Origin of the sequence: Paucibacter sp. PLA-PC-4 (assembly GCF_026241155.1) — a bacterium.
Classification (GTDB): domain Bacteria; phylum Pseudomonadota; class Gammaproteobacteria; order Burkholderiales; family Burkholderiaceae_C; genus Roseateles_E.
Genome location: NZ_JAPFGP010000004.1, coordinates 33,543 through 59,707 on the forward strand (window position 1 = coordinate 33,543; position 26,165 = coordinate 59,707).

Annotated in this window: 23 protein-coding genes; 17 read left to right on the plus strand and 6 right to left on the minus strand. The window is 64.2% G+C overall.

Going from position 1 to position 26,165, the window contains the following annotated elements; genetic code table 11:
• The first annotated feature begins 20 nt into the window (after positions 1 to 20).
• The 4 genes from OOZ63_RS07195 to OOZ63_RS07210 all read left to right on the plus strand — a co-directional run bounded on the left by OOZ63_RS07195 (position 21) and on the right by OOZ63_RS07210 (position 3,010).
• Positions 21 to 1,037 carry a TRAP transporter substrate-binding protein gene (locus OOZ63_RS07195; RefSeq protein WP_266004760.1) on the plus strand — a complete coding sequence of 339 codons (1,017 nt, stop codon included), beginning with the start codon at positions 21 to 23 and terminating at the stop codon, positions 1,035 to 1,037.
• 81 nt (positions 1,038 to 1,118) lie between these two features.
• Positions 1,119 to 1,541 (plus strand): MbcA/ParS/Xre antitoxin family protein, encoded by a 423-nt coding sequence (locus OOZ63_RS07200; protein WP_266004761.1) that lies wholly within the window; start codon positions 1,119 to 1,121, stop codon positions 1,539 to 1,541.
• An 8-nt stretch (positions 1,542 to 1,549) separates the two neighbouring features.
• Positions 1,550 to 2,230 (plus strand): RES family NAD+ phosphorylase, encoded by a 681-nt coding sequence (locus tag OOZ63_RS07205; RefSeq protein ID WP_266004762.1) that lies wholly within the window; start codon positions 1,550 to 1,552, stop codon positions 2,228 to 2,230.
• A 21-nt stretch (positions 2,231 to 2,251) separates the two neighbouring features.
• Positions 2,252 to 3,010, plus strand: coding sequence for a substrate-binding periplasmic protein (locus OOZ63_RS07210; protein WP_266004763.1), 759 nt, complete (start codon positions 2,252 to 2,254; stop codon positions 3,008 to 3,010).
• A 5-nt stretch (positions 3,011 to 3,015) separates the two neighbouring features.
• Here the strand turns inward: OOZ63_RS07210 and OOZ63_RS07215 are convergent, their stop codons facing one another.
• Complete coding sequence (locus OOZ63_RS07215; protein WP_266004765.1) at positions 3,016 to 3,663, minus strand: GntR family transcriptional regulator; 648 nt, start codon at positions 3,661 to 3,663, stop codon at positions 3,016 to 3,018.
• Positions 3,664 to 3,746: 83 nt separating this feature from the next.
• On the opposite strand from OOZ63_RS07215, the gene scpA reads away from it, so the two are divergent.
• Genes scpA through OOZ63_RS07245 form a run of 6 tightly spaced genes read left to right on the plus strand, consistent with a single transcriptional unit; the run spans position 3,747 to position 11,412 of the window.
• On the plus strand, positions 3,747 to 5,915 hold the full coding sequence (scpA, locus tag OOZ63_RS07220) for a methylmalonyl-CoA mutase (protein WP_266004766.1): 2,169 nt from the start codon (positions 3,747 to 3,749) through the stop codon (positions 5,913 to 5,915).
• Positions 5,915 to 6,346 carry a GNAT family N-acetyltransferase gene (locus tag OOZ63_RS07225; protein ID WP_266004767.1) on the plus strand — a complete coding sequence of 144 codons (432 nt, stop codon included), beginning with the start codon at positions 5,915 to 5,917 and terminating at the stop codon, positions 6,344 to 6,346. The genes scpA and OOZ63_RS07225 overlap by 1 nt, the downstream gene beginning before the upstream one ends.
• Positions 6,343 to 7,356: a methylmalonyl Co-A mutase-associated GTPase MeaB gene (meaB, locus tag OOZ63_RS07230; RefSeq protein WP_266004768.1), complete on the plus strand. Its 1,014-nt coding sequence runs from the start codon at positions 6,343 to 6,345 to the stop codon at positions 7,354 to 7,356. Before OOZ63_RS07225 ends, meaB begins: the two co-directional genes overlap by 4 nt.
• Positions 7,349 to 8,881: an acyl-CoA carboxylase subunit beta gene (locus tag OOZ63_RS07235; RefSeq protein ID WP_266004769.1), complete on the plus strand. Its 1,533-nt coding sequence runs from the start codon at positions 7,349 to 7,351 to the stop codon at positions 8,879 to 8,881. The genes meaB and OOZ63_RS07235 overlap by 8 nt, the downstream gene beginning before the upstream one ends.
• A 21-nt stretch (positions 8,882 to 8,902) precedes the next feature.
• Entirely contained in the window at positions 8,903 to 10,948 is a 2,046-nt protein-coding gene (gene accC / locus OOZ63_RS07240) for an acetyl-CoA carboxylase biotin carboxylase subunit (RefSeq protein ID WP_266004770.1), read from the plus strand.
• A complete protein-coding gene (locus OOZ63_RS07245) occupies positions 10,948 to 11,412 on the plus strand; it encodes a VOC family protein (protein WP_266004771.1) in 465 nt (154 codons plus the stop codon). Before accC ends, OOZ63_RS07245 begins: the two co-directional genes overlap by 1 nt.
• On the opposite strand, the gene OOZ63_RS07250 is transcribed toward OOZ63_RS07245, so the two are convergent.
• The 5 genes from OOZ63_RS07250 to OOZ63_RS07270 form a co-directional block, all read right to left on the minus strand.
• Positions 11,404 to 11,862, minus strand: coding sequence for a response regulator (locus tag OOZ63_RS07250; protein ID WP_266004772.1), 459 nt, complete (start codon positions 11,860 to 11,862; stop codon positions 11,404 to 11,406). The two genes, OOZ63_RS07245 and OOZ63_RS07250, sit on opposite strands and share 9 nt — an antisense overlap.
• A 19-nt stretch (positions 11,863 to 11,881) precedes the next feature.
• The gene (locus OOZ63_RS07255) at positions 11,882 to 12,166 is read right to left on the minus strand and encodes a hypothetical protein (RefSeq protein ID WP_266004773.1); all 285 of its coding nucleotides are present in this window, start codon (positions 12,164 to 12,166) and stop codon (positions 11,882 to 11,884) included.
• A gap of 153 nt (positions 12,167 to 12,319) precedes the next feature.
• Positions 12,320 to 13,444 (minus strand): HD-GYP domain-containing protein, encoded by a 1,125-nt coding sequence (locus OOZ63_RS07260; RefSeq protein ID WP_266004774.1) that lies wholly within the window; start codon positions 13,442 to 13,444, stop codon positions 12,320 to 12,322.
• The gene (locus OOZ63_RS07265) at positions 13,444 to 16,032 is read right to left on the minus strand and encodes a response regulator (RefSeq protein ID WP_266004775.1); all 2,589 of its coding nucleotides are present in this window, start codon (positions 16,030 to 16,032) and stop codon (positions 13,444 to 13,446) included. Before OOZ63_RS07265 ends, OOZ63_RS07260 begins: the two co-directional genes overlap by 1 nt.
• A gap of 14 nt (positions 16,033 to 16,046) precedes the next feature.
• Entirely contained in the window at positions 16,047 to 16,577 is a 531-nt protein-coding gene (locus OOZ63_RS07270) for a molybdopterin-dependent oxidoreductase (RefSeq protein ID WP_323055728.1), read from the minus strand.
• Positions 16,578 to 16,857: 280 nt separating this feature from the next.
• Between OOZ63_RS07270 and OOZ63_RS07275 the strand changes: the two genes are divergently transcribed.
• The 7 genes from OOZ63_RS07275 (at position 16,858) to OOZ63_RS07305 (ending at position 26,103) form a co-directional block, all read left to right on the plus strand.
• Positions 16,858 to 17,868 carry a Bug family tripartite tricarboxylate transporter substrate binding protein gene (locus OOZ63_RS07275; protein ID WP_266004776.1) on the plus strand — a complete coding sequence of 337 codons (1,011 nt, stop codon included), beginning with the start codon at positions 16,858 to 16,860 and terminating at the stop codon, positions 17,866 to 17,868.
• An 18-nt stretch (positions 17,869 to 17,886) separates the two neighbouring features.
• Positions 17,887 to 18,798, plus strand: coding sequence for a LysR family transcriptional regulator (locus OOZ63_RS07280; protein ID WP_266004777.1), 912 nt, complete (start codon positions 17,887 to 17,889; stop codon positions 18,796 to 18,798).
• Positions 18,795 to 20,213: a 3-isopropylmalate dehydratase large subunit gene (leuC, locus tag OOZ63_RS07285; protein WP_266004778.1), complete on the plus strand. Its 1,419-nt coding sequence runs from the start codon at positions 18,795 to 18,797 to the stop codon at positions 20,211 to 20,213. The genes OOZ63_RS07280 and leuC overlap by 4 nt, the downstream gene beginning before the upstream one ends.
• Positions 20,213 to 20,863, plus strand: a complete 651-nt coding sequence (leuD, locus tag OOZ63_RS07290) for a 3-isopropylmalate dehydratase small subunit (RefSeq protein WP_266004779.1) — start codon at positions 20,213 to 20,215, stop codon at positions 20,861 to 20,863. The genes leuC and leuD overlap by 1 nt, the downstream gene beginning before the upstream one ends.
• Before the next feature lie 2 nt (positions 20,864 to 20,865).
• A complete protein-coding gene (gene leuB / locus OOZ63_RS07295) occupies positions 20,866 to 21,960 on the plus strand; it encodes a 3-isopropylmalate dehydrogenase (protein WP_266004780.1) in 1,095 nt (364 codons plus the stop codon).
• A 95-nt stretch (positions 21,961 to 22,055) separates the two neighbouring features.
• Positions 22,056 to 23,186 carry an aspartate-semialdehyde dehydrogenase gene (asd, locus tag OOZ63_RS07300; protein ID WP_266004781.1) on the plus strand — a complete coding sequence of 377 codons (1,131 nt, stop codon included), beginning with the start codon at positions 22,056 to 22,058 and terminating at the stop codon, positions 23,184 to 23,186.
• Between the two features lie 250 nt (positions 23,187 to 23,436).
• Positions 23,437 to 26,103, plus strand: a complete 2,667-nt coding sequence (locus tag OOZ63_RS07305; protein ID WP_266004782.1) for a FimV/HubP family polar landmark protein — start codon at positions 23,437 to 23,439, stop codon at positions 26,101 to 26,103.
• Positions 26,104 to 26,165: the final 62 nt, after the last annotated feature.

The window sequence follows — 26,165 nt, forward strand, 5'->3', positions numbered from 1 at the left end:
TCATCCATAAGGAGACTTCCGTGAAAAACACCCTTCGCCGTACCGTGCTGGCCGCCGTTGCGCTGGCCTGCCTCGCTCCGCTGGCCCAGGCCCAGGACATCAAGCCGCGCCTGATCCGTTTCGGCTACGGCCTGGCCGAGGCCAGCAACCAGGGTCGCGCCGCCAAGGTGCTGGCCGAGAACGTCGAGAAACTGTCCGGCGGCAAGATGAAGCTGCGCGCCATCGGCGCAGCGGCCCTGGGTCCTGATACGCAGATGCAGCAGGCCTTGATCGGCGGCGCGCAGGAAATGATGGTCGGATCGACCGCGACGCTGGTGGGCATCACCAAGGAAATGGCGTTGTGGGACACGCCCTTCCTGATCAACAACACCAAGGAAGCCGACGCGCTGCTGGACGGCCCGATCGGCCAGAAGGTGATGGCAAAGCTCGAAGAGAAGGGGCTGGTCGGCTTGGTCTATTGGGAAAACGGCTTCCGCAACCTGACCAACAACAAGAAGCCGGTCGCCAAACTCGAAGACCTGGACGGCATCAAGCTCCGCGTGATGCAGAACAACGTCTACTTGGACAGCTTCAAGACCCTGGGCGCCAATGCCGTGCCGCTGCCGTACTCCGAGCTGTTCACCGCGCTAGAGACCAAGGCGGTCGACGGCCAGGAGAACCCCTACAACACCATCCTGTCGGCCAAGTTCTACGAGGTGCAGAAGTACCTGACAGTGACCAACCACGTCTACGCACCCTGGATCGTGTTGGTCAGCAAGAAGTACTGGGACGGCCTGTCCAAGGATGAACGTGCCGTGCTGCAGAAAGCCGCGGTGATCAGCCGTGACTTCGAGCGCAAGGACACCCGCGCCGAGGCCGCCAAGGCCCTGGCCGATCTGAAGGCCAAAGGCATGCAGGTCACCGAGCTGAGCCCGGCCGAGAGCGGCCGTATGCGCGACAAGCTCACCAAGGTCAATGCCGGCATCGCCACCCAGGTGGGCATGGAGCTGTGGAACGAGACCCAGGCCGAACTGGCCAAGATCCGCGGCAGCAAGTAAGTTCAATTCAGGACTAACGATTGACTTTAGTCCGTATTCGAACTCATACTGACGACCAGGCAATCCAGCCCGAGGTACGTCATGGTCCCAGGTCCCCCAAGGCGCGAAGCGGCGCCCGCAGCCACTGATCTGCATTCGCCGGCCGCCGCCGCGGCGGCGCTGCGCAGCTTCTTCAATATTGCTCAGGCCTGGGGCCTGAGCAATGAGGAGCAGCAGCGCCTCTTGGGTTGCGGCCGCACCAGTTTCTACGACTGGAAGGCTGGTCGCATCAAGACCGGGCTGGACGGCGCCACCCTGGAGCGCCTGTCCCATCTGTTCGGGATTTATGCCGCGCTGCATATTCTGCTGCCGGTTTCGGAGCGCGCCGACGCCTGGATCAAGAGACCCAATAGCGCAGCCCTGTTCGGCGGACGCTCGGCATTGGAGCGTATGCTTGGCGGTCAGGTGGCCGATCTGTTCGTCGTGCGCCAGTATCTGGATGCCCAGCGCGGTGGCTGGTCTTGAGCGACGGCTTGGTCCAATTGCTGTGGCCGGACAGCTGCCGCCTGATACCCAGTCGTTTTCCGCCGGTACTGCTGTTCGATGCGGTGGCAGACCCGGCCGATCTGGAGGTGGTGTTCGCGATTGAAGCGCTGGGCAACCCGAGGCTGCGCGATGCCGTCGGCGAGCTGAGCCTGGTGCCCGCTGAGCAGCGCATCAGCGGCCCCGGTTGCAGCCCCATCATGGCGGCCTTCACGCATCTGAACCCTGAAGGCTCGCGCTTCAGCGACGGCAGCTACGGCGTCTACTACGCGGCCGCCCAACTGGAGACGGCGGTAGCGGAGGTTAGCCACCACCGCTCGATCTTTTTGCAGCGCACGCAGGAGCCGCCGATCGACCTGGATCTGCGCTGCTACCGAGTGACCATCAGCGCGGCCTTGGTCGAGCTGCGCGACGGGCGCCGCGCCGACAGCGCCGCGCTGCATGACCCTGACAGCTATGGCGCCTCGCAGGCCTTCGGCCGCCGCCTGCGCGAGCAAGGCTTGGCCGGCATCGCTTATGACAGCGTGCGCCATGCTGGTGGCCAATGCGTGGCGCTCTTCACCCCACGCGCGACCCTGCCACCGGCGCGCCAGGCCGAACATGTAACACTGCGCTGGAATGGCGAACGCATGGCCGAGTGGTATCTGAAGTCGGAGCTGCATCGGCTCTAGCCAAGTTCTGGAGTCACCGCAATGGTCTATCTCAGCCGATGTGTGGGTTTGATCATGGTGCTGCTGCTGGGCACTGTCCATGCTCATGCCCAGGCACCGGCGCTGCGCCTGATGAGCGAGGAATTCCCGCCGATCAACTTCAGCCAAGATGGCGAGGCCCAGGGGTTGGCGGTAGACATGGTGCGCGAGATCCAGCGCCGGCTGGGTCAGAAGCAGGCCATCGAGTTCCTGCCCTGGGCGCGAGCTTTCCGCGATCTGCAGCGACCGGCGCCGGCCGCGCTGTTCGCGATGGCGCGCACGCCTGAGCGCGAGCGCCAGTTCAAATGGGTAGGCCCAATCGTTGTGTTCTACAGCGCCATCTATGCACCTGCCGGTGGCGGCGTGCGCTTGCGCAGCCTGGATGACGCCAAGAAGGCAGCGGGCGTGCTGGTCGTGCGCGACTGGTATGTCAGTGAGCATTTGAGCGCTCTAGGCTTCACGAATCTGGTCAGGGTCAGTGATCCGACACAGGGCATACGGATGCTGCTGGCCCGCCGTGCGCCGCTGTTTGCGACCGAGCGTATCTCGATGCCCCAGACTTTGTCCCAGGCGGGGCTGGCCGAGGATGCGCTGGAGATCGTGTACAGCTATGCCAGCGCCGATGGCTATATCGCCTTTTCGCGCGGGACGCCCGATGCGGTGGTCAGAGCGTGGCAGCAGCAGCTCGACCGCATGAAGCGCGACGGCAGTTTCCAGACCATCTACAAGCGCTGGCTGCCCGCTGACAGCCCACCCGGCTGAGACACTCAGGCCTGCGGCCGCGCCGCGCTGAGCCCGTTCTCGAAGTGCCGGCGCATGAGCTGTGCCGCTGCCGTCGCGTCGCGCCGCACGATGGCGGCCACCAGTGCCCGGTGCTCTTGCAGCGACTCGGTCAGGCGGCCTTGCTTGAACAGCGAGTGATGTCGATTGAGTTTCATCACGCGGCGCAGATCGGTGACGATCTGCTGGCGCCAGCGATTGCCTTCGATCTCCAGCAGGCGCAGATGAAAGCGCTCATTGGCGGCGAAGAAGGCATCGCGCTGGCCAACCTTGCGCTCGAGCAGCTCGTGCAGCGCCTGCAGCTCGCCTAGCTCGGCCGCCGCGGCACTCTCGGCTACCCGCGCCGCCGCATCGCTCTCCAGCAAGGCCAGCAGCTGATAGGCCTCGCGTACATCGCGCTCGCTCATCTCGGTCACATAGGCGCCGCGCCGCACCTTCATCGTCACGAGACCCTCGGCCGCCAGTACCTTCAGCGCTTCGCGAAGCGGCGTGCGGCTGATGCCCATCTCACTACAGAGCTTCAGTTCGTCGATCCAGGCGCCTGGTTCCAGCTCGCGGCCGAAGATCTGCAGGCGCAGGCGCTCCGCCACTTCCTGATAGAGGGCGCGGGGGGCGAGCAGGGTGGTGGTGGTCATCGTGGCTTCAGATTCTAGTCAGTTCCGAATTTATAATTATGAATAACGAGAGCGCTATGATGCCGCGTTCGTAGGAGCCGTCAATGTCTGAATCCCGTCCCACCCCGTCAGAGTTCGCCGCCGCCAGTCTGGCGCAATGGCACCAGGCCGCCGCCAAGTCGGCGCCAAGCGGCAACGTCGAGGCACTGAACTGGATCACGCCCGAAGGGCTGACGGTGAAGCCGCTGTACACGGCGGCGGACACGGCCGAGCTGCCCTATGCCGACACCTTGCCCGGTTTCGAGCCCTTTTTGCGCGGCCCGCAGGCGACCATGTACGCGGTGAGGCCGTGGACCATCCGCCAGTACGCCGGCTTCTCGACCGCCGAGGAGAGCAATGCCTTCTACCGCAAGGCCCTGGCCGCCGGCGGGCAGGGCGTATCGGTGGCTTTCGATCTGGCCACCCACCGCGGGTATGACAGCGACCACCCACGCGTGACCGGGGATGTCGGCAAGGCCGGCGTGGCAATCGATTCTGTAGAGGACATGAAGATCCTGTTCGACGGCATCCCGCTGGACAAGGTCTCGGTGTCGATGACGATGAACGGCGCGGTGCTGCCGGTGCTGGCCGGCTATGTAGTGGCGGCCGAGGAGCAGGGCGTCTCGCAGGACAAGCTCAGCGGCACCATCCAGAACGACATCCTCAAGGAGTTCATGGTCCGCAACACCTATATCTACCCGCCCGAGCCGTCGATGAAGATCATCGGTGACATCATCGAGTACACGGCAGCCCACATGCCCAAGTTCAACTCGATCAGCATCAGCGGCTATCACATGCAGGAGGCCGGAGCCAACCAGGCGCTGGAGTTGGCCTTCACCTTGGCCGACGGCAAGGAGTATGTGAAGACCGCCATGGCCAAGGGCATGGATGTCGACGACTTTGCGCCACGCCTGTCGTTTTTTTGGGCCGTGGGCATGAATTTCTATCTGGAGATCGCCAAAATGCGGGCCGCCCGTCTGCTGTGGTGCCGCATCATGAAGGGCTTCGAGGCCAAAAGCCCGAAAAGCCTGATGCTGCGTACCCACTGCCAGACCTCGGGCTGGAGCCTGACCGAGCAGGACCCCTACAACAACGTCGTACGCACCACCATCGAGGCGATGGCGGCGGTGTTCGGTGGGACGCAATCGCTGCACACCAACTCGCTGGACGAGGCGATCGCGCTACCCACCGAGTTCAGCGCCCGTATCGCCCGCAACACGCAGCTGATCATCCAGGAAGAGACCCACATCACCAGTGTGATCGACCCCTGGGCTGGCAGCTACATGATGGAGACGCTGACCCAGGACATGGCCGACAAGGCCTGGTCCATCATCGAGGAGGTCGAGGCCATGGGCGGCATGGTCAAGGCAGTGGACAGCGGATGGGCGAAACTGAAGATCGAGGCCAGCGCGGCTGAGAAGCAGGCGGCCATCGACTCGGGCCGCGATGTGATCGTCGGCGTGAATAAATACAAGCTCGCGAAGCAGGACCCGATCGAGATCCTGGACGTGGACAACGTCAAGGTCCGCGACGGCCAGATCGAGCGGCTGAAGGCCATCAAGGCCTCGCGCGACGCGGCTGGTGTACAGGCAGCGCTGGCGGCGCTGACCGAGGCTGCCCGCTCGGGCCAGGGCAATCTGCTGGACCTGGCGATCAAGGCCTGCCGGCTGCGCGCCACTGTCGGCGAAATCTCCGACGCGTTGGAGGCTGTGTTCGGCCGTCACCGCGCCGACACGCAGAAGGTCAGCGGTGTCTATGCCGCCGCCTACGACTCTGCCGAAGGCTGGGCCAAGTTGCAGGAAGAGATCCAGGCCTTTGCCGAGGAACAGGGCCGCCGCCCGCGCGTGATGATCGCCAAGCTCGGCCAGGACGGCCATGACCGTGGCGCCAAGGTCGTGGCCACCGCCTATGCCGATCTGGGCTTCGACGTCGACATGGGCCCGCTGTTCCAGACCCCGGAGGAGTGCGCGCGCCAGGCGATCGAGAACGATGTCCATGCTGTAGGCGTCAGCACACTGGCCGCCGGCCACAAGACTCTGGTGCCGGCCATCCTGAGGGCGCTGAAGGCTCAGGGCGCCGACGACATCATCGTCTTTGTCGGCGGGGTGATCCCGGCACAGGATTACGAGATGCTCTATGAGGCGGGCGTCAAGGGCATTTACGGCCCCGGCACGCCGATCCCGGCCAGTGCCAAGGACGTGCTGGAGCAGATCCGTCAGGCGGTGGCTGCCTGATGGCCAGCCTGTCGTTGGAGTCGATCGCGGCCGAGGACTTCGAGGCCTTGTTTGCGTTGCGTATGGCCGCGATGCGCGAGAGCTTGGATCGGCTCGGTCTTGGCGATGTCCAGCGCAGTCGCGATCGCTTCACCAGCCAGTTCGACGCCCAGCGCACCCAGTACATCCTGCGCGATGGCGAGCGCATCGGCTTTGTATTGCTGAAGCCGGCTGGCGATCATCTGCATCTCGAACAGCTGTTCATCCGCCCCGGCGCGCAGGGCAGCGGCGCGGGCGCATGGGTGCTGGATTGGGTCAAGTCGCATGGGCAAGACGTGACCCTGAGCGCCCTGAAGCTCAGCGATTCCAACCGCTTCTACCGGCGCCATGGCTTCGAGCCGGTCGGCGAGAACGAGTTGGAGATCGAATATCACTGGAAGGCCCCGCAATGAACTGGGCCCCCGCCCTGCTGGCCGGGCCTGGCCCCGCACAGCGACGGGCCATCGCCAAGGCCATCACGCTGCTTGAATCGACGCGCAGTGACCACCGGGCACAGGCCGACGCCTTGCTGACCACACTGCTGCCGCACACCGGCAGCTCCTTCCGCCTGGGCATCTCCGGCGTGCCCGGCGTGGGTAAAAGTACCTTCATCGAGGCTCTGGGCCTGATGCTGATCGAACAGGGGCATCGTGTCGCGGTGCTGACCGTCGACCCATCTAGCAGCGTCTCGGGCGGCTCCATCCTCGGCGACAAGACGCGCATGGAGCGGCTGTCCATGGACGAGCGGGCCTACATCCGTCCCAGCCCCAGCAGCGGCACGCTGGGCGGCGTTGCCGAGAAGACGCGCGAGGCGATGCTGGTCTGCGAGGCGGCGGGTTACGACATCGTCATCGTAGAGACCGTCGGCGTCGGCCAGAGCGAGACGGCCGTTGCGGGCATGACCGATATGTACTGCCTCTTGCAGCTGCCCAATGCCGGCGACGATCTGCAGGCGATCAAGAAAGGCGTTATGGAGCTGGCCGATTTGGTTGTGATTAACAAGGCCGATCTGGACGAGGCTGCGGCGACGCGGGCGCGGGCACAGATCGTCTCCAGCCTGCGCCTGTACGGCATGCACGGCCATCCGGACCATGCTCATCACGATGTCAAGACCTGGCACCCTCAGGTGTTGCAGCTCAGCGCGCTGAAGAGTGACGGGCTGGACCGTTTCTGGGAGGCGGTCAGCGAGTACCGCGAACTGCAGAGCACCAACGGCATGCTGGCCGAGAAGCGGCGCCAGCAGGCCCTGGCTTGGATGTGGGAGCGCATCCAGGCGGGGCTGCGCCAGCAGTTCGCGCAGGCCAGCGCCGTGCGCGCGGCACTGGCCGACACCACCGCCCAAGTCTTGAACGGCAAGCTCGCCGCCTCGACGGCCGCTCGCCAGCTATTGAACAAGTTTTCTGGAGACGATCACCATGCATGACATCCAACAAAGGCTGGAAGAAAAGCGCGCCAAGGCGCGCCTGGGCGGGGGCGATAAACGCATCGCGGCCCAGCACAGCAAGGGCAAGCTGACTGCGCGCGAGCGGCTGGAACTGCTCTTCGACGAAGGCACGTTCGAGGAATGGGATATGTTCGTCGAGCACCGCTGCGTCGATTTCGGCATGCAGGACAACAAGATACCCGGCGATGGCGTCGTCACCGGCTACGGCATGATCAATGGCCGGCTGGCCTTCAGTTTCAGCCAGGATTTCACAGTCTTCGGCGGCGCGCTGTCCGAGGCGCACGCCGAGAAGATCTGCAAAGTGATGGATCAGGCGATGAAAGTCGGCGCTCCGGTGATCGGCCTGAACGACTCGGGCGGCGCACGTATCCAGGAGGGGGTGGCCTCGCTGGGCGGCTATGCCGATGTGTTCCAACGCAACGTGATGGCCTCGGGCGTGATCCCGCAGATCAGCATGATCATGGGGCCCTGCGCCGGTGGCGCGGTCTATTCGCCAGCAATGACGGACTTCATCTTCATGGTGAAGGATTCCAGCTATATGTTCGTCACCGGCCCCGATGTCGTGAAGACCGTGACCCATGAGGAGGTGACGGCGGAGGAACTGGGTGGCGCCGGCACGCACACCAGCAAGAGCGGTGTGGCCGATCTGAGCTTCGACAACGATGTCGAAGCTATCTTGATGCTGCGGCGTTTCTTCAACTACCTGCCGCTGAATAACCGCGAGAAGGCCCCGACTCGGCCCAGCGGAGACCCCGGCCAGCGCCTGGACCTCTCTCTCGACACCCTGGTGCCGGACAACCCGAACAAGCCTTACGACATGAAGGAGTTGATCCTGAAGGTCGTCGACGATGGCGACTTCTTTGAGTTGCAGGCCGACTATGCGAAAAACATCCTGACCGGCTTTGCGCGGATGGAGGGGCAGACCGTCGGCATCGTGGCCAACCAGCCGCTGGTGCTGGCCGGTTGCCTGGACATCAAGAGCAGCATCAAGGCCGCACGTTTTGTGCGCTTTTGCGATGCCTTCAACATCCCAGTGATCACCTTTGTGGACGTGCCCGGCTTCATGCCCGGCACTTCTCAAGAGTACGGCGGCATCATCAAGCACGGCGCCAAGCTGCTCTATGCCTACGCCGAGTGCACGGTACCCAAAGTCACCGTGATCACCCGCAAGGCCTATGGCGGCGCCTACGATGTGATGAGTTCTAAGCATCTGCGCGGCGATGTCAACTTCGCCTGGCCGAACGCCGAGATTGCGGTGATGGGCGCCAAGGGCGCGGTTGAGATCATCTTCCGCGAGGACAAGGGCGACCCCGAGAAGCTGGCGGCCAAGGAGGCCGAGTACAAGGCTCGCTTTGCCAACCCCTTCGTGGCCGGCGCGCGCGGCTTCATCGACGACGTGATCCAGCCGCACGAGACTCGCAAGCGCATCTGCCGCTCGCTGACCATGCTCAAAGACAAGAAACTTGAGAACCCGTGGCGCAAGCACGGCAATATCCCACTGTGATCAGGTCCTAGGAGAAAACCAATGTTCACCAAGATCCTGATAGCAAATCGTGGCGAGATCGCCTGCCGAGTGATCAAGACTGCGCAGAAACTGGGCATCAGTACGGTCGCTGTCTATTCGGAGGCCGACAAGGATGCCCGCCATGTCGAGCTGGCCGATGAAGCGGTGCTGCTCGGCCCAGCCCCCTCGCGCGAGTCCTATCTGGTGGCCGACAAGATCATCGCGGCCGCCAAGGCCACCGGTGCCCAGGCCATCCACCCCGGCTACGGTTTCCTCAGCGAGAACGAAGACTTCGCGCGCCGGGTCGAGGAAGAGGGCATCACCTTCATCGGTCCCAAGCATTACTCGATCGCCGCGATGGGCGACAAGATCGCGTCTAAGAAGTTGGCCAAGGAGGCGAACGTCAACACGATCCCCGGCTACAACGAGCCCATCCTGTCCCCCGAGTCGGCCGTAGAGATTGCCAAGGGCATCGGCTACCCGGTGATGATCAAGGCCAGCGCCGGCGGCGGTGGCAAGGGCCTGCGTGTGGCCTTCAACGATAAGGACTGCTTTGAGGGCTTCACCAGTTGCCGCAACGAGGCGCGCAACAGCTTCGGTGACGACCGGGTCTTCATGGAGAAGTTCGTCGAGGAGCCGCGTCACATCGAGATCCAGGTGCTGGGCGACAGCCAGGGCAATGTCGTCTACCTGCATGAGCGCGAGTGCTCGATCCAGCGTCGCCACCAGAAGGTGATCGAGGAGGCGCCAAGCCCCTTCATCAGTCAAGCGACGCGCAAGGCGATGGGCGAGCAGGCTGTGGCGCTGGCCAAGGCGGTGAAGTATCAAAGTGCCGGCACCGTCGAGTTCGTCGTCGGCAAGGACCAGAGTTTTTACTTTCTGGAAATGAACACCCGGCTGCAGGTCGAGCATCCGGTGACCGAATGCATTACCGGCGTCGATCTGGTCGAGCAGATGATTCGCGTGGCCGCTGGGGAGTCGCTGCCCTTCAAGCAAGAAGAGATCAAGCGCGAGGGCTGGGCCATCGAGTGCCGCATCAATGCCGAGGACCCCTTCCGCAACTTCCTACCTTCGACCGGACGCCTGGTGAAATACCAGCCGCCAGAGACCAGTATGGAGCAGGCTGCGTCGGAGCGTTTTGGTGTGCGGGTGGACACCGGCGTCTATGAGGGCGGCGAGATCCCGATGTTCTATGACTCGATGATTGCCAAGCTGATCGTGCACGGCCAGGACCGGGCCGAGGCCATCGCAAAGATGCGCGAGGCCTTGAACGGCTTTGTGATCCGAGGCATCAGCAGCAACATCCCCTTTCAGTCGGCTCTGCTGGCCCACCCCGATTTCGGCAGCGGCAACTTCAACACCGGCTTTATCGCTCAGCACTACGGTGGCGGATTCAAGGCCGAGGATGTGGTGCATGAGGATCCGGGCTTTCTTGTCGCGCTGGCCGGCTTCATCCGCCGCAAGGCGCGCGAGCGCGAAGCCGGCATCACCGGACAACTGCCCGGCCATGAGGTGAAGATAGAGCATGACTATGTGGCCCTGGTCAACGAAGGTGCCGGCCGGCACCAGCGCCATGCCTTGCACATAGACGAGTTCGTCGGCAATCTGGGCGAGGCCCATGTGCGGGTTGGCGGCAACAGCTACCGCATCGTCAGCACCTCGCGCCTGAACGACATCCGCATTGCCGGCACGGTCAACGGCCGGCCCTTCACGGCCCAGGCCGAGCGCGGCACGGCCAAGAATCCACTGGCCTACCGCATCCAGCACAACGGGTTGGCCATCGAGGTGACCGTGCTGTCGCCGCGCGCCGCCGAGCTGCATGCGCTGATGCCCTTCAAGGCTCCGCCCGACACCAGCAAGTTCCTGCTCTCGCCGATGCCGGGGCTTTTGGTGCAGATCGCAGCAGCGCCCGGCCAGACTGTGCAGGCCGGTGAGCGACTGGCCGTGATCGAGGCGATGAAGATGGAGAACATCCTGGTCGCCGAGCGCGATGTCAAGATCGCCGAGGTGCTGGCAAAGACCGGCGAGAGCCTGTCGGTCGATCAGCCCATTCTGAGGTTTGAGTAATGGACAAGAAGCCCTACAAGATCCTCGGCATCCAGCAGATCGCCATCGGCGGCATGGACAAGGCGGCCCTGCACAAGCTCTGGGTCGATGTCCTGGGCCTGACGGTAACCGGCAACTTCGTCTCTGAGCGTGAGAACGTCGACGAGGAGATCTGCGCGATCGGCAGCGGTCCGCACAAGGTCGAGGTCGATCTGATGCAGCCGCTGGACCCTGACAAGAAGCCGGCCGTTCATACCACGCCGTTGAACCATGTAGGCCTGTGGGTCGATGATCTGGCGACGGCGGTCGAGTGGATGACGGCCAACGGTGTGCGCTTCGCCCCGGGTGGTATCCGCAAAGGTGCGGCCGGGTTCGATATCTGCTTCATCCACCCCAAGAGCAGCGCCGAGTTCCCGATTGGCGGGGAGGGCGTGCTGATCGAGCTGGTGCAGGCGCCCGCCGAGGTGATCGCGGCTCTAGCTTAGCCCTGCCGGCAATGTCCCGCCCAGCCGCTCGATCTCGGCGCGCAGCAGCGCAATCTCGGTCATGCGGTCGAAATCTCTCTGCAGCTGTTTCTGCTGCATCGCGAAATGCATCAGATTGGCCACGCGCGACTGCAGCAGCTCGGGGTCTATGGGCTTGAACACATAGTCGATCGCGCCCAGGCCCAGACCGCACTTGCGTGCGGTTTCATCGGTCAGCGCGGTGATGAAGATGATGGGCGTCAGCGAGGAGGCGGGGTGCTGGCGCAGCCGCGAGGCCACCTCGAATCCGTCCATGCCCGGCATCATCACGTCAAGTAGCACCAGGTCGGGAGGGGCATCGGACTGGCATATCGCGATGGCCTTCTCGCCATGGGTGGCGAGCTTGACCTTGAAGCGATCCTGGAACAGGCCGGACACCAGTTGTAGATCTTCCGGCGTGTCATCAACCACGAGGATGGTGGCACGCTCGCTAACAGTGGGCGTCTTGGGTGGCGTGACGGGCGGGGCGCTGGCGGCCGGTGATCGGTAGCCGGGTCTGGCGCGGCAGTGCGCGCTCGAATCGCTCCAGCAAGCGTTTACTGGTGAAGGGTTTGCTCAGCAGATCGGCCACGCCTAGCCGTATCACCTGCGCGGCCAGAGTCTTGTAGAGGCCACTGAACATCAGTAGCACCGGCAGGCTGCTCAGCCCGGCGTCGGCTCGCATCGCCTGCAGCAGGCTCAACACGTCCATGCCGGGCAATTGCAGCTCGGTCAACAGCAGTTGCGCCGGCGCGTAACTGTTGCAAGGCCTTGTTGCCGTCAGAGACCTCCAACACCGTGTCGAAGCCGGCCTCGCCAAGCTGGTTGGCCAGATAGCGACGGATCGCCGCGTTCGCGTCGGCGACCAGCACATGGGTCTTGTTATTGTTCATGCTGGCCGTCCCCACTCCTCATCGGCAAAGCGCGTCGCGATGGCCTGGAACTCCGCGCTGACGAGCTCGAAGGCCGCGACGATGTCTGGGTCAAAATGGCTGCCCATGCCTTGCCTGATGATGTTGCAGGCCATCTCGTGCGGGAAGGCCGGCTTGTAAACACGCTTGGAGATCAGCGCGTCGTAGACATCAGCCAGCGCCATCAGCCGGGCCGACAGCGGGATCTGCTCGCCCTTCAGGCCCAGCGGGTAGCCACTACCATCCCATTTCTCTTGGTGGCTATAGGCGATCTCTTTGGCATAGTTCAGAAAGGCGTTGTCCATGCCCAACTCCCGCTCGGCCCGCAGGATCGCATCGCGGCCCAGGGTGGTGTGGGTCTTCATCAGCTCGAATTCCTCGTTCGTCAGCGGGCCGGGCTTGAGCAGAATGCGGTCGGGAATGCCGACCTTGCCGATATCGTGCAGTGGCGCGGACTTGAACAGCAGGGCCAACGCCGCATCGCCCAGGCTGTCGGCAAAGCGCGGATGCGGCCGCAGCGCCTGGGCCAAGCACTGCACATAGTGCTGGGTGCGGCGGATATGGTTGCCGGTTTCGTTGTCGCGTGTCTCAGCCAGCGAGGCCATCGCCCGTATGGTCACATCCTGCAGCGCCTCGACCTCGCGGGTGCGCTGGGCCACCAGCGCCTCTAGATGTTGGTTGTGCCGCTCCAGCAGATCGCGCGCCAGCTTCAGCTGCAGATGGTTGCGCACCCGGGCCCGTGCGATGTCGGGATTCACGGGCTTGGTGATGTAGTCCACCGCGCCGAGCTCCAGCCCCTCGCGCTCGTTCTCGGCCGCACTCATCGCGGTCAGGAAAATCACCGGAATGGCCCGAGTGGCGGGCGCAGCGCGCAGCCGCCGCAGCACCTCGTAGCCATTGAGGCCGGGCATCATGATGTCCAGCAGGATCAGATCTGGTGCCGGGCTGCCGGCCGCGATATGCAGCGCACGCTCGCCGCCAGCGGCGAGCTTGAGGCGGCATTCGCCGCGCAGCACCGTGCTGATGAGTTCCAGATCGCTCGGCGTGTCGTCCACCACCAGCACCAGATGCGTATCGGCCGCTAGGGCCAGCGGGTCGTTCATCACGTTTGCTCCGGCTCGATCAACAAGGGATATGCGGCGCTCAAGGCGCTCAGGCCCTGGGCCAGGTCGTAGGCCGCCAAAGCCTGTTCCAGCGGTGCCAGCGCCGCACCGAGTGCGGCTGCCAGTTGCGGACGCAACTGCTGGAACAGCGCGACGGCCTCGGCATCGTCATCGGCCAGCAGGGCCTCCAGCCGCGCCCAATGCTGCCGCAGGCCGGCCCAGTCGATAGTGCTGGCGGTCGCGGCCGGCTCGTCCGCCGGCAAGGCGACTTGCAAGGACAGGATCAAGGCCGCGCAGGCCTGCTCGACGGGTTCGAGCTCCGGCACACGCCCCTGGTCCAGCGCCAGCTCAGCCACGCCGGCCTGCGCCGCCAGCTCGACCGCGCCAATCGTCGCGGCCGTGCCCTTGAGCGTGTGCAGCAGGCGCTGCGCCTCGGACGGCCGCGCGGCGGCAAGTTCGGCACGGGCGCGCGCCACAGCGTCGGCCTGACCCGCGACGAAGCGGCGTAACAGCTTCAGATAAGCCTGCGGCCTTCCCAGCACCCGGCGCAGGCCCGCCGCAGCGTCCAGCCCCGGCACGGCGGATAGCGCCTCAGATAGAGCTTCCGGCAGCGAGACGCCGGCTGCCGCGCCGGCTGAGGATGGCTCGGAAGATGCGGAGCCCGCCCGCGCCGGCAGCCAGTGCAAGAGCTGGGCGAGTAGCTCGTCGGGCTCTATCGGCTTGGCGATATGGTCGTTCATACCAGCTGCCAGGCAGCGCTCGCGGTCACTGCGCATCGCATTGGCTGTCATCGCGAGCACCGGCAGGGTCGCCCATTCGGGCCGCGCGCGCAGGCGACGAGTCGCTTCCAGTCCGTCCAGCACCGGCATCTGCATGTCCATCAAGACGATGTCGAACGGCGCCTGATCCAGCTTGTCCAGCGCCTGCTGACCGTCTTCGGCCAACGCTACGACCAGGCCTTGACCCTCTAGCAGCTCGGCCGCCATCTCCCGATTCAGGTCATTGTCGTCGACCAGGAGCACTCGGGCGCCGCGCAGCGCCAACAGTTCGGACGGCAGCGGGCCGAGACGCCGCATCTGGGCGCCGCCGGGCTGGCCGATCTCCAGCCACAGCTCGGCCCAGAAACAGCTACCGTGGCCCGGATCGCTGCTCACGCCCACAGCGCCGCCCATCAGCTCGGCCAGGCTCTTGCTGATAGCCAGCCCCAGCCCGGTACCGCCGTACTTGCGCGTGGTCGAGCTGTCGGCCTGCTCGAAGGAGCGAAACAGCCGGCCTTGCTGCTCGGCCGTCAGCCCAATGCCGCTGTCCTTTACCTCAAAGCGCAGCAGCAGGCGATTCCCTACGCGCGCACGCTCGCTCACCCGCACGTGCACCCCGCCGCGCTCGGTGAACTTGACGGCGTTGTTGGCATAGTTGATCAGAATCTGGCCGATGCGCAGCGGGTCGCCGCGCAGCCAGTCGGGCAGGCCTGGCAAGCGCTCGATGGCGAGGGTCAGCCCCTTGGTCGCACATTTCTCTTCCAGCAGCAGCTGCAGATCGTCGAGCACACGCTGCAGCTCGAAGTCGATGATCTCGACCTCCAGCTTGCCGGCCTCGATCTTGCTGAAGTCAAGGATGTCGTTGATCAGGCCCAGTAGATGGCGACCGCTGCGCTGAATGTTCTCGATATAGGCCCGCTGCTTGGAGTTCAGCTCGGTGCCCAGCGCTAAATGGCTCATGCCGATTACCGCATTCATCGGCGTGCGTATCTCGTGGCTCATATTTGCCAGAAAATCGGACTTCAGCTGCGAGGCCTCCTCGGCGCGCTCGCGCGCATGCTCCAGTTCCTCGCCCTGCGCACGCAGCGCCTCATTGGCCTCACGCAACTCGGCGGTGCGCTGGGCGATGCGCTCGGCCAGCAACTCCTCATTGCGCTTGAGGGATTCGACCAGCTCTGTCTTGGCTGCGACCGCCAGCGCGCTGGCCTTTTCGCGCTTAAGGAACTGGCGGCTCATCGCCACAGCCAGACAGAAGGTCAGCAAGGCCTGAAAAGCGGTCAGCGCGCTGGTCAGCTGGGCCTGATGACCGAGGCTGGCGTGGCGCTGGTCGCTGACCTCGCCGGACAGGCGCGAGGCGGCAAGCGACAGATCGGTCAGCGGCGTGCTCAGCGCTTGCAGCTCCTCGCGCAGACGCTGCAGATGCACGCTCGCCTGACGCGTATCCGCCGCCAGGCCCATCAGCCGATCGCCGGCCTCGACGAAGTGCTGCATCTTCTGCATCGCATCGGCGTACAGCGGCGCGTCGGCCATCAAACTGCGTGCCGTGCCGCTCTCGATGGTGCTGAAGCGGCTCAGGAACAGGTCGTAGCGCAGCTGCAGCTCTTCCATGTCGAGCTGCTGGGGCAGGAGCAGCTGCTGGTGCAGCGCATGGTCGAAGCGCTCGTACTCGACATTAAGCTGCAGGAAGTACCACAGCGCATTGATATCGCCGCGCTGCGTGGCAGCGCTCATGCTGCGGTGCTGCTGGTAGAGCAGGGCGGCAATGGCCAGATAGGCCATCACCAGCGCAACAACGATTAGGCTCAGCAGCCGCTTGCCGGAGATGATCATGCAAGCGTCCGGTCTTACTGGATGTCCAGCGAGCGCAGCTGCCAGATCGAGCGTCCGTAGTACAGGTCGGCCTTCAGCTCTGGCCGGCTGTCGAAGGGGTAGACCACGAACAGTGGACCTTTCTCGCGCACCGGCATTGGTCGCTCGTTCATCAGCCGCGCGACGATGACATCAAAGCGCAGCACGTCATCGAAGGGCATCTCGGCCTTGTAGCCGTTCAACGCGGTCAGTATGATCTTGCCGCCCGGCTTGGCGCCGGCGGCGGCCAGCACATCGCGCAGCAGCGGGCCGGTGAAGCTGATCGGCGCCGGATACCAGGGCGTCTGCGTGCTGAAGCTCTTTTGCGGCAGCTGCTCCAGCATCTTCATATCGAATGCGGCCTTGCCATCGCCCTGGTTAACGGCACCTAGCCTGCCTGCCAGGGTCAGCACGACCCGGCCTTGCGGCTTATCCAGCGCCCTGGCCTGCATCCAGGGGGCCAGCAGCCCCAGGCCCGCGCCAAGCAAGCATCGACGCCGCCGCAGCAAACTCTCCGTGGTGTTCATTCGATACTCCCCGATTGCGAGCCTGCGGCGCGTAATTGCCGCTGTGCGGCGCAGTAATTTGCAGCAATCATGGCATGGCGCGCCGCGGCTGGCGACTCGAACAAGCCACTCCGGGGCGCCCAAATCCGGGCATTGCTGCAGGGGCCAAGAATCTGCGAGACTTCGTCTTGCGCGAAGTCTTGTTTGGCGGCTTGAGTAGATCAAGCGCAGCTGCGAAGGCTATCGTCAGAGCTGTCGACCTGGCGACGGGTCGATGTCATCTATCAAAACGGAGACTGCCATGCCTGTGTCGAAGATTTCCAGCCTATCCGCTGCTCGCCGGCGCGTTGTCGTCTGCCTGGGCTTGCTCGCGGCGAGCACGACGCTGCTGGCTGCACCCAAGAGCGAGCTGCCGGCCAGCTATCCGCAGCGCGGCCTCAACTGGATCGTTCCGTTCCCGGCCGGCAGCGCCACCGATCAGCTGGCCCGCGTGCTGGCCGAACATGTGGGCAAGGCCGCCGGCCACGCGGTCGTCGTCGATAACAAGCCCGGCGCTAACGGCACCTTGGGTACGGGAGCGGCCGCCAAGGCCGCCCCAGATGGCTACAACTTCCTGATCGCCACCAGCACCACGCACGCGGCCAATGCCTCGCTGTACCGCAAGCTGCCCTATGACCCGATTAAGGACTTCACGCCGGTCAGCCGCCTGGCCGAGATTCCCTTCATCATGCTGGTCAATCCGGCGGTGCCAGCTGACACGGCCGAAAAGTTCGTGGCTTATGCGAAAGCCAATCCCGACAAGCTGGCCTGGGGCTCGGGCTCCAGTGGCAGCTTGATCCCCGGCCATGCGCTGGTACACGCCAACAGGCTGGTGATGGCCCACATACCCTACAAAGGCGTGCAGCCAGCGATGACGGACACGATGGGCGGCACGATACAGCTGGTATTCGGCGATCTCGCCTCTGGCGTGCCCCAGGTCAAGGCCGGCAAGCTGCGCGCGCTGGCGGTCACCTCGGGCAAGGAGCATCCGATGCTGCCGGGCGTGCCCACGATGACCAAGAGCGTCGTTCCCGGTTTCGAGATGACTGCCTGGTTTGCAATGTATGCGCCGGCAGGCACGCCCGAGCCGGTGCTCGCAAAGATGAATCAGTGGGTGCGTGCGGCGCTCAATGACAAGGGCGTGCAGGCCAAGCTTGCGCTGTCGGGCTTCGAGCTGACGCCCAGCACGCCGTCCGAGCTGGGACTGTTCGCGGCCAAGGAGACGCTCAAGTGGGCCAAGGCCGTGCAGGCCGCCGGCATCAACGCCGAGTAAGAAGTTGCAGCCTTCGCCATGCGTCTGGATCTGACCACGCTGAACCTCGTACTGGCGATCGAGCAGACCCGCTCGATCACCGCGGGGGCGGCGCGCGAGCACCTGGCGCTTGCGGCAGCCAGCAAGCGCGTTTCCGACCTGGAAGCAAGGCTGGGTGTGCAACTGTTCGAGCGCCGTGCCCGCGGCGTTGAGCCGACCGAGGCCTGCCGCGCGTTGGTGCGCCATATTCGCTCGCTGCATGCCTCGCTGCATGCGCTGGAGAGCGAGGTCGTCGAGTTCGCGCGCGGGATCAAGGGTCATCTGCGCATCGCCGCCAACAGCGGCGCCATCGCCGAATGCTTGCCGGCCGATCTGGCCGCCTTCAGTCAGGCTCATCCGCAGATCCGCATCAGCCTGGAAGACCAGACCAGCGCCGAGGTACAGGCGGCGGTGGCCGAAGGCCGTGCCGATATTGGCGTGTTCACGCCTCCGCTGCTGGACAACCGGGTTCAAGCCTGGGTCTATGCACAGAGCCGACTGGCCGTACTGGTACCCAAAGACCATGGGCTGGCGCGACAGCAGTCGGTCAGCTTCTCTGACCTGCTGGATTACGACCTGATCGGCCTGCATGCCGGTGCCAGTGCCCAGCAACTGATGCGCGAACAGGCGCTCTCGCGTGGCCGCACGCTGAACGCAAGGCTTCAGGTGCGCGGCTTTGATGCGATTGCGCAGCTGGTCGAGGCCGGCCTTGGCGTGGCGGTGCTGCCCTCGGTGCCGGCCGAACGCTTTTCGCGTGTGTTCGCGGTCAGTCATCTCATGCTCGATGAAGCCTGGGCCGCGCGCGACTATTGTCTGGGTGTGCAGCGTCAGGAGCGCCTGCCCACCGTGGTGCAACGATTTGTCGATGCCCTCTGCCCTCTCCCCAACATTCCAGTAGAAAGCCAGCCATGACCACTGCAGCTCGCACGCTTTACGACAAGCTCTGGGACGAGCATGTCGTCCATACCGAGGAGGATGGCACGGCCACCCTCTATATTGACCGCCATCTGGTCCATGAAGTGACAAGCCCGCAGGCCTTCGAAGGGCTGGATCTTGCCGGCCGCAAGGTCTGGCGCCTGTCGGCCAATCTGGCCGTCAGCGACCACAATGTGCCGACTACGGACCGCAGCCACGGAATAGCCGACCCGATCTCCAAGCTTCAGGTCGACACCTTGGACCAAAACTGCGACCGCTTTGGCATCACCCAGTTCAAGATGAGCGACAAGCGCCAGGGTATCGTCCATGTGATCGGCCCGGAGCAGGGTGCGACCCTGCCAGGTATGACCGTGGTCTGCGGTGACAGCCACACATCGACTCACGGCGCTTTCGGCGCGCTGGCCCATGGCATCGGCACGTCTGAGGTCGAGCATGTTTTGGCCACCCAAACCTTGCTGGCCAAGAAGGCCAAGAACCTGCTGATCAAGGTCGAGGGCCAGGTCGCCAAAGGCGTCGGCGCCAAGGACATCGTGCTGGCCATCATCGGCAAGATCGGTACGGCCGGTGGCACCGGCTACACGATCGAGTTCGGCGGCTCGGCGATCCGCGCGCTGAGCATGGAAGGACGGATGACAGTTTGCAATATGGCCATCGAAGCGGGTGCACGCGCCGGCCTAATCGCAGTTGATGACACGACGATCAGCTATTGCAAAGGCCGGCCATTTTCGCCCAGCGGTGTCGAGTGGGAGCAGGCGGTGGCTTACTGGCGCACCCTGCACTCGGAACCAGGCGCAAACTTCGACAAGGTGGTCGAACTCGACGCCGCGCAGATCCGCCCGCAGGTCACTTGGGGTACCAGTCCCGAGATGGTCTTGTCGATCGAGGACCGCGTGCCCGATCCGGACAAGGAGAAGGATGCCGTGAAGCGCGGAGCGATCGAGCGGGCGCTGCAGTACATGAATCTGGAGCCGAACAAGGCTATCAACGATATCCTGATCGACAAGGTCTTCATCGGCTCCTGCACCAACAGTCGCATCGAGGACATGCGCGAGGCTGCTGCTGTCGTCCGTCGAGTCGGCGGCAAGATCGCGGCCAATGTGAAGCTGGCAATGGTGGTGCCGGGCTCGGGCCTGGTCAAGGAGCAAGCCGAGCGCGAAGGCCTGGACCAGGTCTTTAAAGCGGCCGGTTTTGAGTGGCGCGAGCCGGGTTGCTCGATGTGCCTGGCGATGAATGCCGACCGCTTGGAGCCTGGCGAGCGCTGCGCCTCGACCAGCAATCGCAATTTTGAGGGACGCCAGGGCGCTGGCGGCCGCACCCATCTGGTCAGCCCGGCGATGGCCGCAGCAGCCGCGATGCAGGGTCATTTCGTTGATGTTCGAAGGATTTCGTAATGGAAAAGTTCACCGTTCATAAGGGCCTTGTTGCACCGATGGATCGCGACAACGTCGACACCGACGCGATCATCCCCAAGCAGTTTTTGAAGTCGATTAAGCGCAGCGGCTTCGGCCCGAACCTGTTCGATGAATGGCGCTATCTGGATGCGGGCGAGCCCGGCCAAGATCCGGCCAGCCGCAAGCCCAACCCAGACTTCGTGTTGAACCAGCCACGCTACCAAGGCGCCTCGGTGCTGATCGCGCGCAGCAATTTTGGCTGCGGCTCCAGCCGCGAGCACGCGCCCTGGGCACTTGAGCAGTACGGCTTTCGTGCGCTGATTGCGCCGAGCTTTGCCGACATCTTCTTCAACAACTGCTTCAAGAATGGCGTGCTACCCATCGTGCTGCCTGAGGCCCAGGTGGCCCAGTTGTTCGATGAGGTTTTTGCTTTTCCGGGCTATCAGCTAACCATCGATCTTGCGCGCCAGGTCGTCATCAAGGCCGACGGGTCGGAGCTGGCGTTCGAGGTCCAGCCCTTTCGCAAGTTCTGCCTGCTCAACGGTTTCGATGACATCGGCCTGACCTTGCAACATGCCGACAAGATCAAGGCCTTCGAGGCCGAACGCATCGCCAGCAAGCCCTGGCTCAACAACCGTCTGATCGGATGACCATGAATATTGCAGTGCTACCCGGTGATGGCATCGGGACCGAAATCGTCGCCGAGGCCGTCAAGGTCCTGAAGGTGCTGGACCTGCCGCTGACGCTGGAAACCGCCCCGGTGGGCGGCGCCGCCTATGAGGTCGCCGGCCACCCGCTGCCAGAATCGACGCTGCAGCTCGCCAAGGACGCAGACGCAATCTTGTTCGGCGCCGTCGGCGACTGGAAGTACGACAAGCTGGACCGCCCGCTTCGCCCAGAGCAAGCTATTCTTGGCCTGCGCAAGCATCTGGGCCTGTTCGCCAATTTCCGCCCGGCCATTTGCTATGAACAGCTGACGCATGCGTCCAGCCTGAAACCCGAGCTGGTGGCCGGCCTTGACATCCTGATCATCCGCGAGCTGACCGGCGACATCTATTTCGGCCAGCCGCGCGGCCGCCGCACCGCCACTGACGGCCATTTCCCCGGCGCCGAAGAGGCCTTTGACACCATGCGCTACTCGCGTCCTGAGATCGAGCGCATCGCCCATGTGGCCTTCCAGGCGGCACGCAAGCGTGGCAAGCGGGTCACCTCGGTGGACAAGGCCAATGTGCTGGAGACCTTCCAATTTTGGAAGGACGTGATGATCGAGGTTGGCGCCGAGTACCCGGATGTCGAGCTGGACCATATGTACGTGGATAACGCGGCGATGCAGCTGGTCAAGGCGCCGAAGAAGTTCGATGTGGTCGTCACCGGCAATATGTTCGGCGACATCCTGTCAGACGAGGCAGCGATGCTGACCGGCTCGATCGGCATGCTGCCCTCGGCCTCGTTGGACAAGCACAACAAAGGCCTGTACGAACCCAGCCATGGCAGCGCACCGGACATCGCGGGCAAGGGAATCTCCAATCCTTTGGCTACAATCCTGTCTGCTGCCATGATGCTCAAATTCACCCTCAACCAGCCGGAAGCTGCCGCTCGTATCGAAGCGGCTGTGGGTGCTGTGTTGTCCCAAGGTCTGCGCACGGCGGACATTTGGAGCGAGGGCACCCAGAAGGTGGGCACGCGCGAGATGGGTGATGCGGTCGTCAAGGCCATCGTCACCACGACCAAAACCATTAAGGGCTAGTTCAGCTCCGGTTCGTCTCGCCCCTACACCCCGGCGACGAGCCGGGGAAAGAAGAGTTCTCACACTTTCTTTTTAGGGCGATAGAGGTAAGCAAGATGACGACATTGGTTGGACTGGTAGGCTGGCGCGGCATGGTGGGCTCCGTGCTGATGGACCGCATGGTGGCCGAGCGTGATTTCGATCTGATCGAGCCGCTGTTCTTCAGCACCTCGAACGCAGGCGGCGCCGCCCCCGCGCAGGCGAAGAACGAAACCAAGCTGCAAAGCGCCTTCGATATCGAACAGCTCAAGCGCTGCGAGATCATCATCACGGCCCAGGGCGGCGACTACACCAATGAAGTCTTCCCCAAGCTGCGCGCTGCCGGCTGGACTGGCCACTGGATTGACGCCGCGTCCTCCCTGCGCATGAACGGCGATGCGGTCATCGTGCTGGATCCGGTGAACATGCCCGTCATCAAGGACGCGCTGAGCAAGGGCGGCAAGAACTGGGTTGGCGGAAACTGCACCGTCTCCTGCATGCTGATGGGCGTGGGTGCACTCTACAAGGCCGGCCTGGTCGAGTGGATGAGTACCCAGACCTACCAGGCGGCTTCAGGCGGCGGCGCACAACATATGCGTGAGCTTCTGACGCAGTACGGCACTCTGAATGCTTCGGTTCGCGCCTTGCTGGACGACCCGAAGAGTGCCATTCTCGAGATCGACCGCCAGGTGATCGCCACGCAGCGTTCGCTGTCTGCTGCCGAAACCGCCAATTTCGGCGTGCCGCTTGGCGGCTCGCTGATCCCTTGGATCGACAAGGACCTGGGCAATGGCATGTCCAAGGAAGAATGGAAGGGCATGGCCGAGACGAACAAGATCCTCGGTCTGGGCGAGGGCTTTGGCTCGGTGCCGATCCCGGTGGACGGCTTCTGCGTGCGAGTCGGCGCAATGCGCTGCCACAGCCAGGCCCTGACCTTCAAGCTGAAGAAGGACGTACCGCTGGCTGACATCGAGGCAATGATCGCCGCCGATAACGAGTGGGTGAAGGTCGTGCCCAATACCCGCGAGGCAACGATTCAAGATCTGACCCCGGTTGCGGTCACCGGCACCATGACTATCCCCGTCGGCCGCATCCGCAAACTTGCCATGGGCCCGGAATATGTCGGCGCGTTCACAATTGGTGACCAGCTCCTGTGGGGTGCGGCCGAGCCGCTGCGCCGCATGTTGCGCATTCTGCTGGCTCGGTAATTTCCCCAGTATTCGAGCCCGGCCCGTTGCCGGCAAACGACAAGCCTGTAACGGGCGGTGAATCAGGCAGGTGTCCAGGGGCGTATTCAGCCTTTGCATGAGGGTTGCAGCGTATATGCTTGATGCTGTTGTGATTTCGGATCGCAAGAGCCATGAGGACAGCATCGCCTAGCGCTGTTGAGAAGAGAACAAAGATCGTCGAAACAGGCGGGTACCTGACGGTGTCCGCCTTGTTGCTTTGGGGGACGCCTTGAAACAAAAACGTAGCGCTTTGGGGCGCTTTGCCCTGACCCCGTTGGCCCATATGGCGATGGCGGCATTTGCTGTTGCTAGCAGCGGCTCGGCCTGGAGCCTAGGACTGGGCAAACTGACCGTGCAATCGGCTTTGGGCGAGACGCTCAAGGCCGAGATCGACGTCAGCTCGCTGACCGCCGAAGAGGCGGGCACGCTCAAGGTGCGCATCGCCCCTCCCGATTCCTACCGCGCCACCGGCGTCGAGTACAACCCCGTGCTGACCGGCACCCAGGTGCAGTTGGAGCGGCGCAGCGATGGCCGACCGGTGCTGCGCATCAACAGCGACCGGGCCGTCCAAGAGCCATTTGTTGACGTGATCCTGGAGCTGACTTGGTCCAGCGGCCGTCTGGTGCGCGAGTACACGCTGCTGTTCGATCCGCCGAGTTTGGCCCGTCCGAGCCCGCCACCGGCCGTCACGACGGCCCCGTCCTTTGCGACCGCGCCGGCCGAAACCCGGGTTGTGCCGACCCCGCGGCCGCCGGCCTCCGCTCCCTTGGCCTCCGCTCCCTTGGCCTCGGCGCCCGCGCCTCGGCCGCGTGCCGAAGCTGCGCCGGCCGAGCCGGCGCGTGCGCCACGGCCGGCGCCCGTGCCTGCGCCGAGCCCAAGCCCAAGCCCCGCATCTGAATACAAGGTCAAGGCGGGCGATTCGCTGTCGCGAATTGCGGGCCGCACCAAGCCCCGGGAAATCTCGCTGGATCAAATGCTCGTCGGCCTGTTTCGCAGCAATCCCGATGCGTTCATCGGCGAGAACATGAACCGGCTGAAGTCGGGTGTGGTCTTGCAAGTGCCCGGCAGCGACAGCCTCGCTGCGATCGCTCCGGCTGAGGCCCGCGAAGTCATACAGGCGCAGAGTGCCGATTTCAACAGCTATCGGCAACGTCTGGCCGGCGCAGCCCCCGAACTCAAGCTCGATGAAAGCCAGCGCCAAGTCACGGGGAAGGTACAGGCAGCAGTCGAAGACCGCAAGCCGGCCGCAGCACCCAGCCCCGACAAGCTGACGCTCAGCAAGGCCGCAGCCGCGAGCGCGGCCGCTGAGGCCAAGGTATCGAAAGACACCGAGAAGAAGGCGGATGCCGCCCGTGTGGCCGAACTGACCCGCAATGTGGAGGAGCTCAAGAAGCTCTCCAGCGCGGCCAAGCCGACGGCGAGCGCGCCCGAAGGGAGTACGACATCAGCCGCGGCATCGGCGCCGCCCGCGCTCGCGCTGCCAGCGCCGGTTGCATCGGCGCCAGCGCCCGTGCCTGCTGCTGCTCCGGCGGCGAGCCCTGTTGCTGCCAAGCCTGCCCCCACACCGGTTCCGCCCCCCGCAGCCGAACCCGAAGGCCCCGGCCTGATGGCCGAACTGATGGAGAGTCCCTTGGTACTGCCGATCGCCGGCGTGCTGGTGCTCTTGCTGGGGGGACTGGGTCTGATGCGGCTGCGCGGCAAGGGTGGCAAACCCAAGGCCGATACCGGCTTTCATGAAAGCCGGCTGCAGCCCGATTCCTTCTTCGGCAACACCGGCGGCCAGCGCGTTGACACCCGCGACGCCAATGGCCCCGCATCCTCGATGAGCTACTCGCTGAGTCAGCTTGACGCCATCGGTGATGTTGATCCCGTTGCCGAGGCGGATGTCTATCTTGCCTATGGTCGCGATCTGCAGGCCGAGGAAATTCTCAAGGAAGCACTGCGGTCCAATCCCGAGCGGCTGGCGATCCGGCTCAAGCTGCTGGAGGTTTACGCCAAGCGCCGCGACACCAAGGGCTTCGAGCAACTGGCCGTGCAGCTCTATGCCGAGACCCACGGGCAAGGCGAAGACTGGGCCAAGGCCCAAGAGCTGGGCCGTCAGATCGACGCCGACAATCCGCTGTACCAGCCGGGTGGCTCGCCTGAGCTGCTGCCTGACGATGGCAGCCATGACCGCCATCCCGAGCCGATGAATGCCAGCACGCTGCCGCAGACAGCGCAGCACAGTACGCTCGGCGCTGCCGCCCTGATGGCCACTGAGCCGTTGGGCCGTGCCCGCGACGCCGGCCCGCCCAGCGGTCTGGATCTGGACCTCGACCTGGACCTGGGCTCACCGCCCTCGGTCTCGCCGTTTGCGATGGATGCCACGCAAGCTCTGTCCACCACAGTGGAGCAGGCGCCGCTTGCGATGGACTTCGATCTCGATGGCCCGCCGACGACGCAACCCGGCGAGCTCGACCCCAAGGAGCTGGCCTTCGACCTCGGTAATCTGGACGTACCGCCGGAGGTCACCCAGGCTGCAACCCTGCAGTCCGAGCTTCCCGAGGAGCCCCCGTCGCTGGACTTCGATCTGTCATCCATCGATCTGGACCTGCCCGAGCCTGCCCGGAAAGAGGAGGTGATCCCGACTGCCTCCGCCCAAGCCATCGATGGTGGTCTGCCGGCCGAGTTCGAGAGCATCTTGCAAGACGATTCCCGGAGCGATCCGCTGTCTCAGGCCTTCGACGCGCTGGACGACGATGGTGGGGACCCGCTGCAGCGGCAGTTGGAGCTGGCCGACGAGTTCCGCCAGATAGGCGATACCGAAGGCGCACGCGATGTGCTGCAGGAACTGATGGCCCGGGCCAGCGGCCCGCTGCGAGACAAGGCGCAGGCCATGCTTAACGAGCTGCGCTGAACACGCATGCACAATCCAAGGCGCCCGGCCAGGCCGGGCGCCTTTTTCATTGCTGGAGCAGG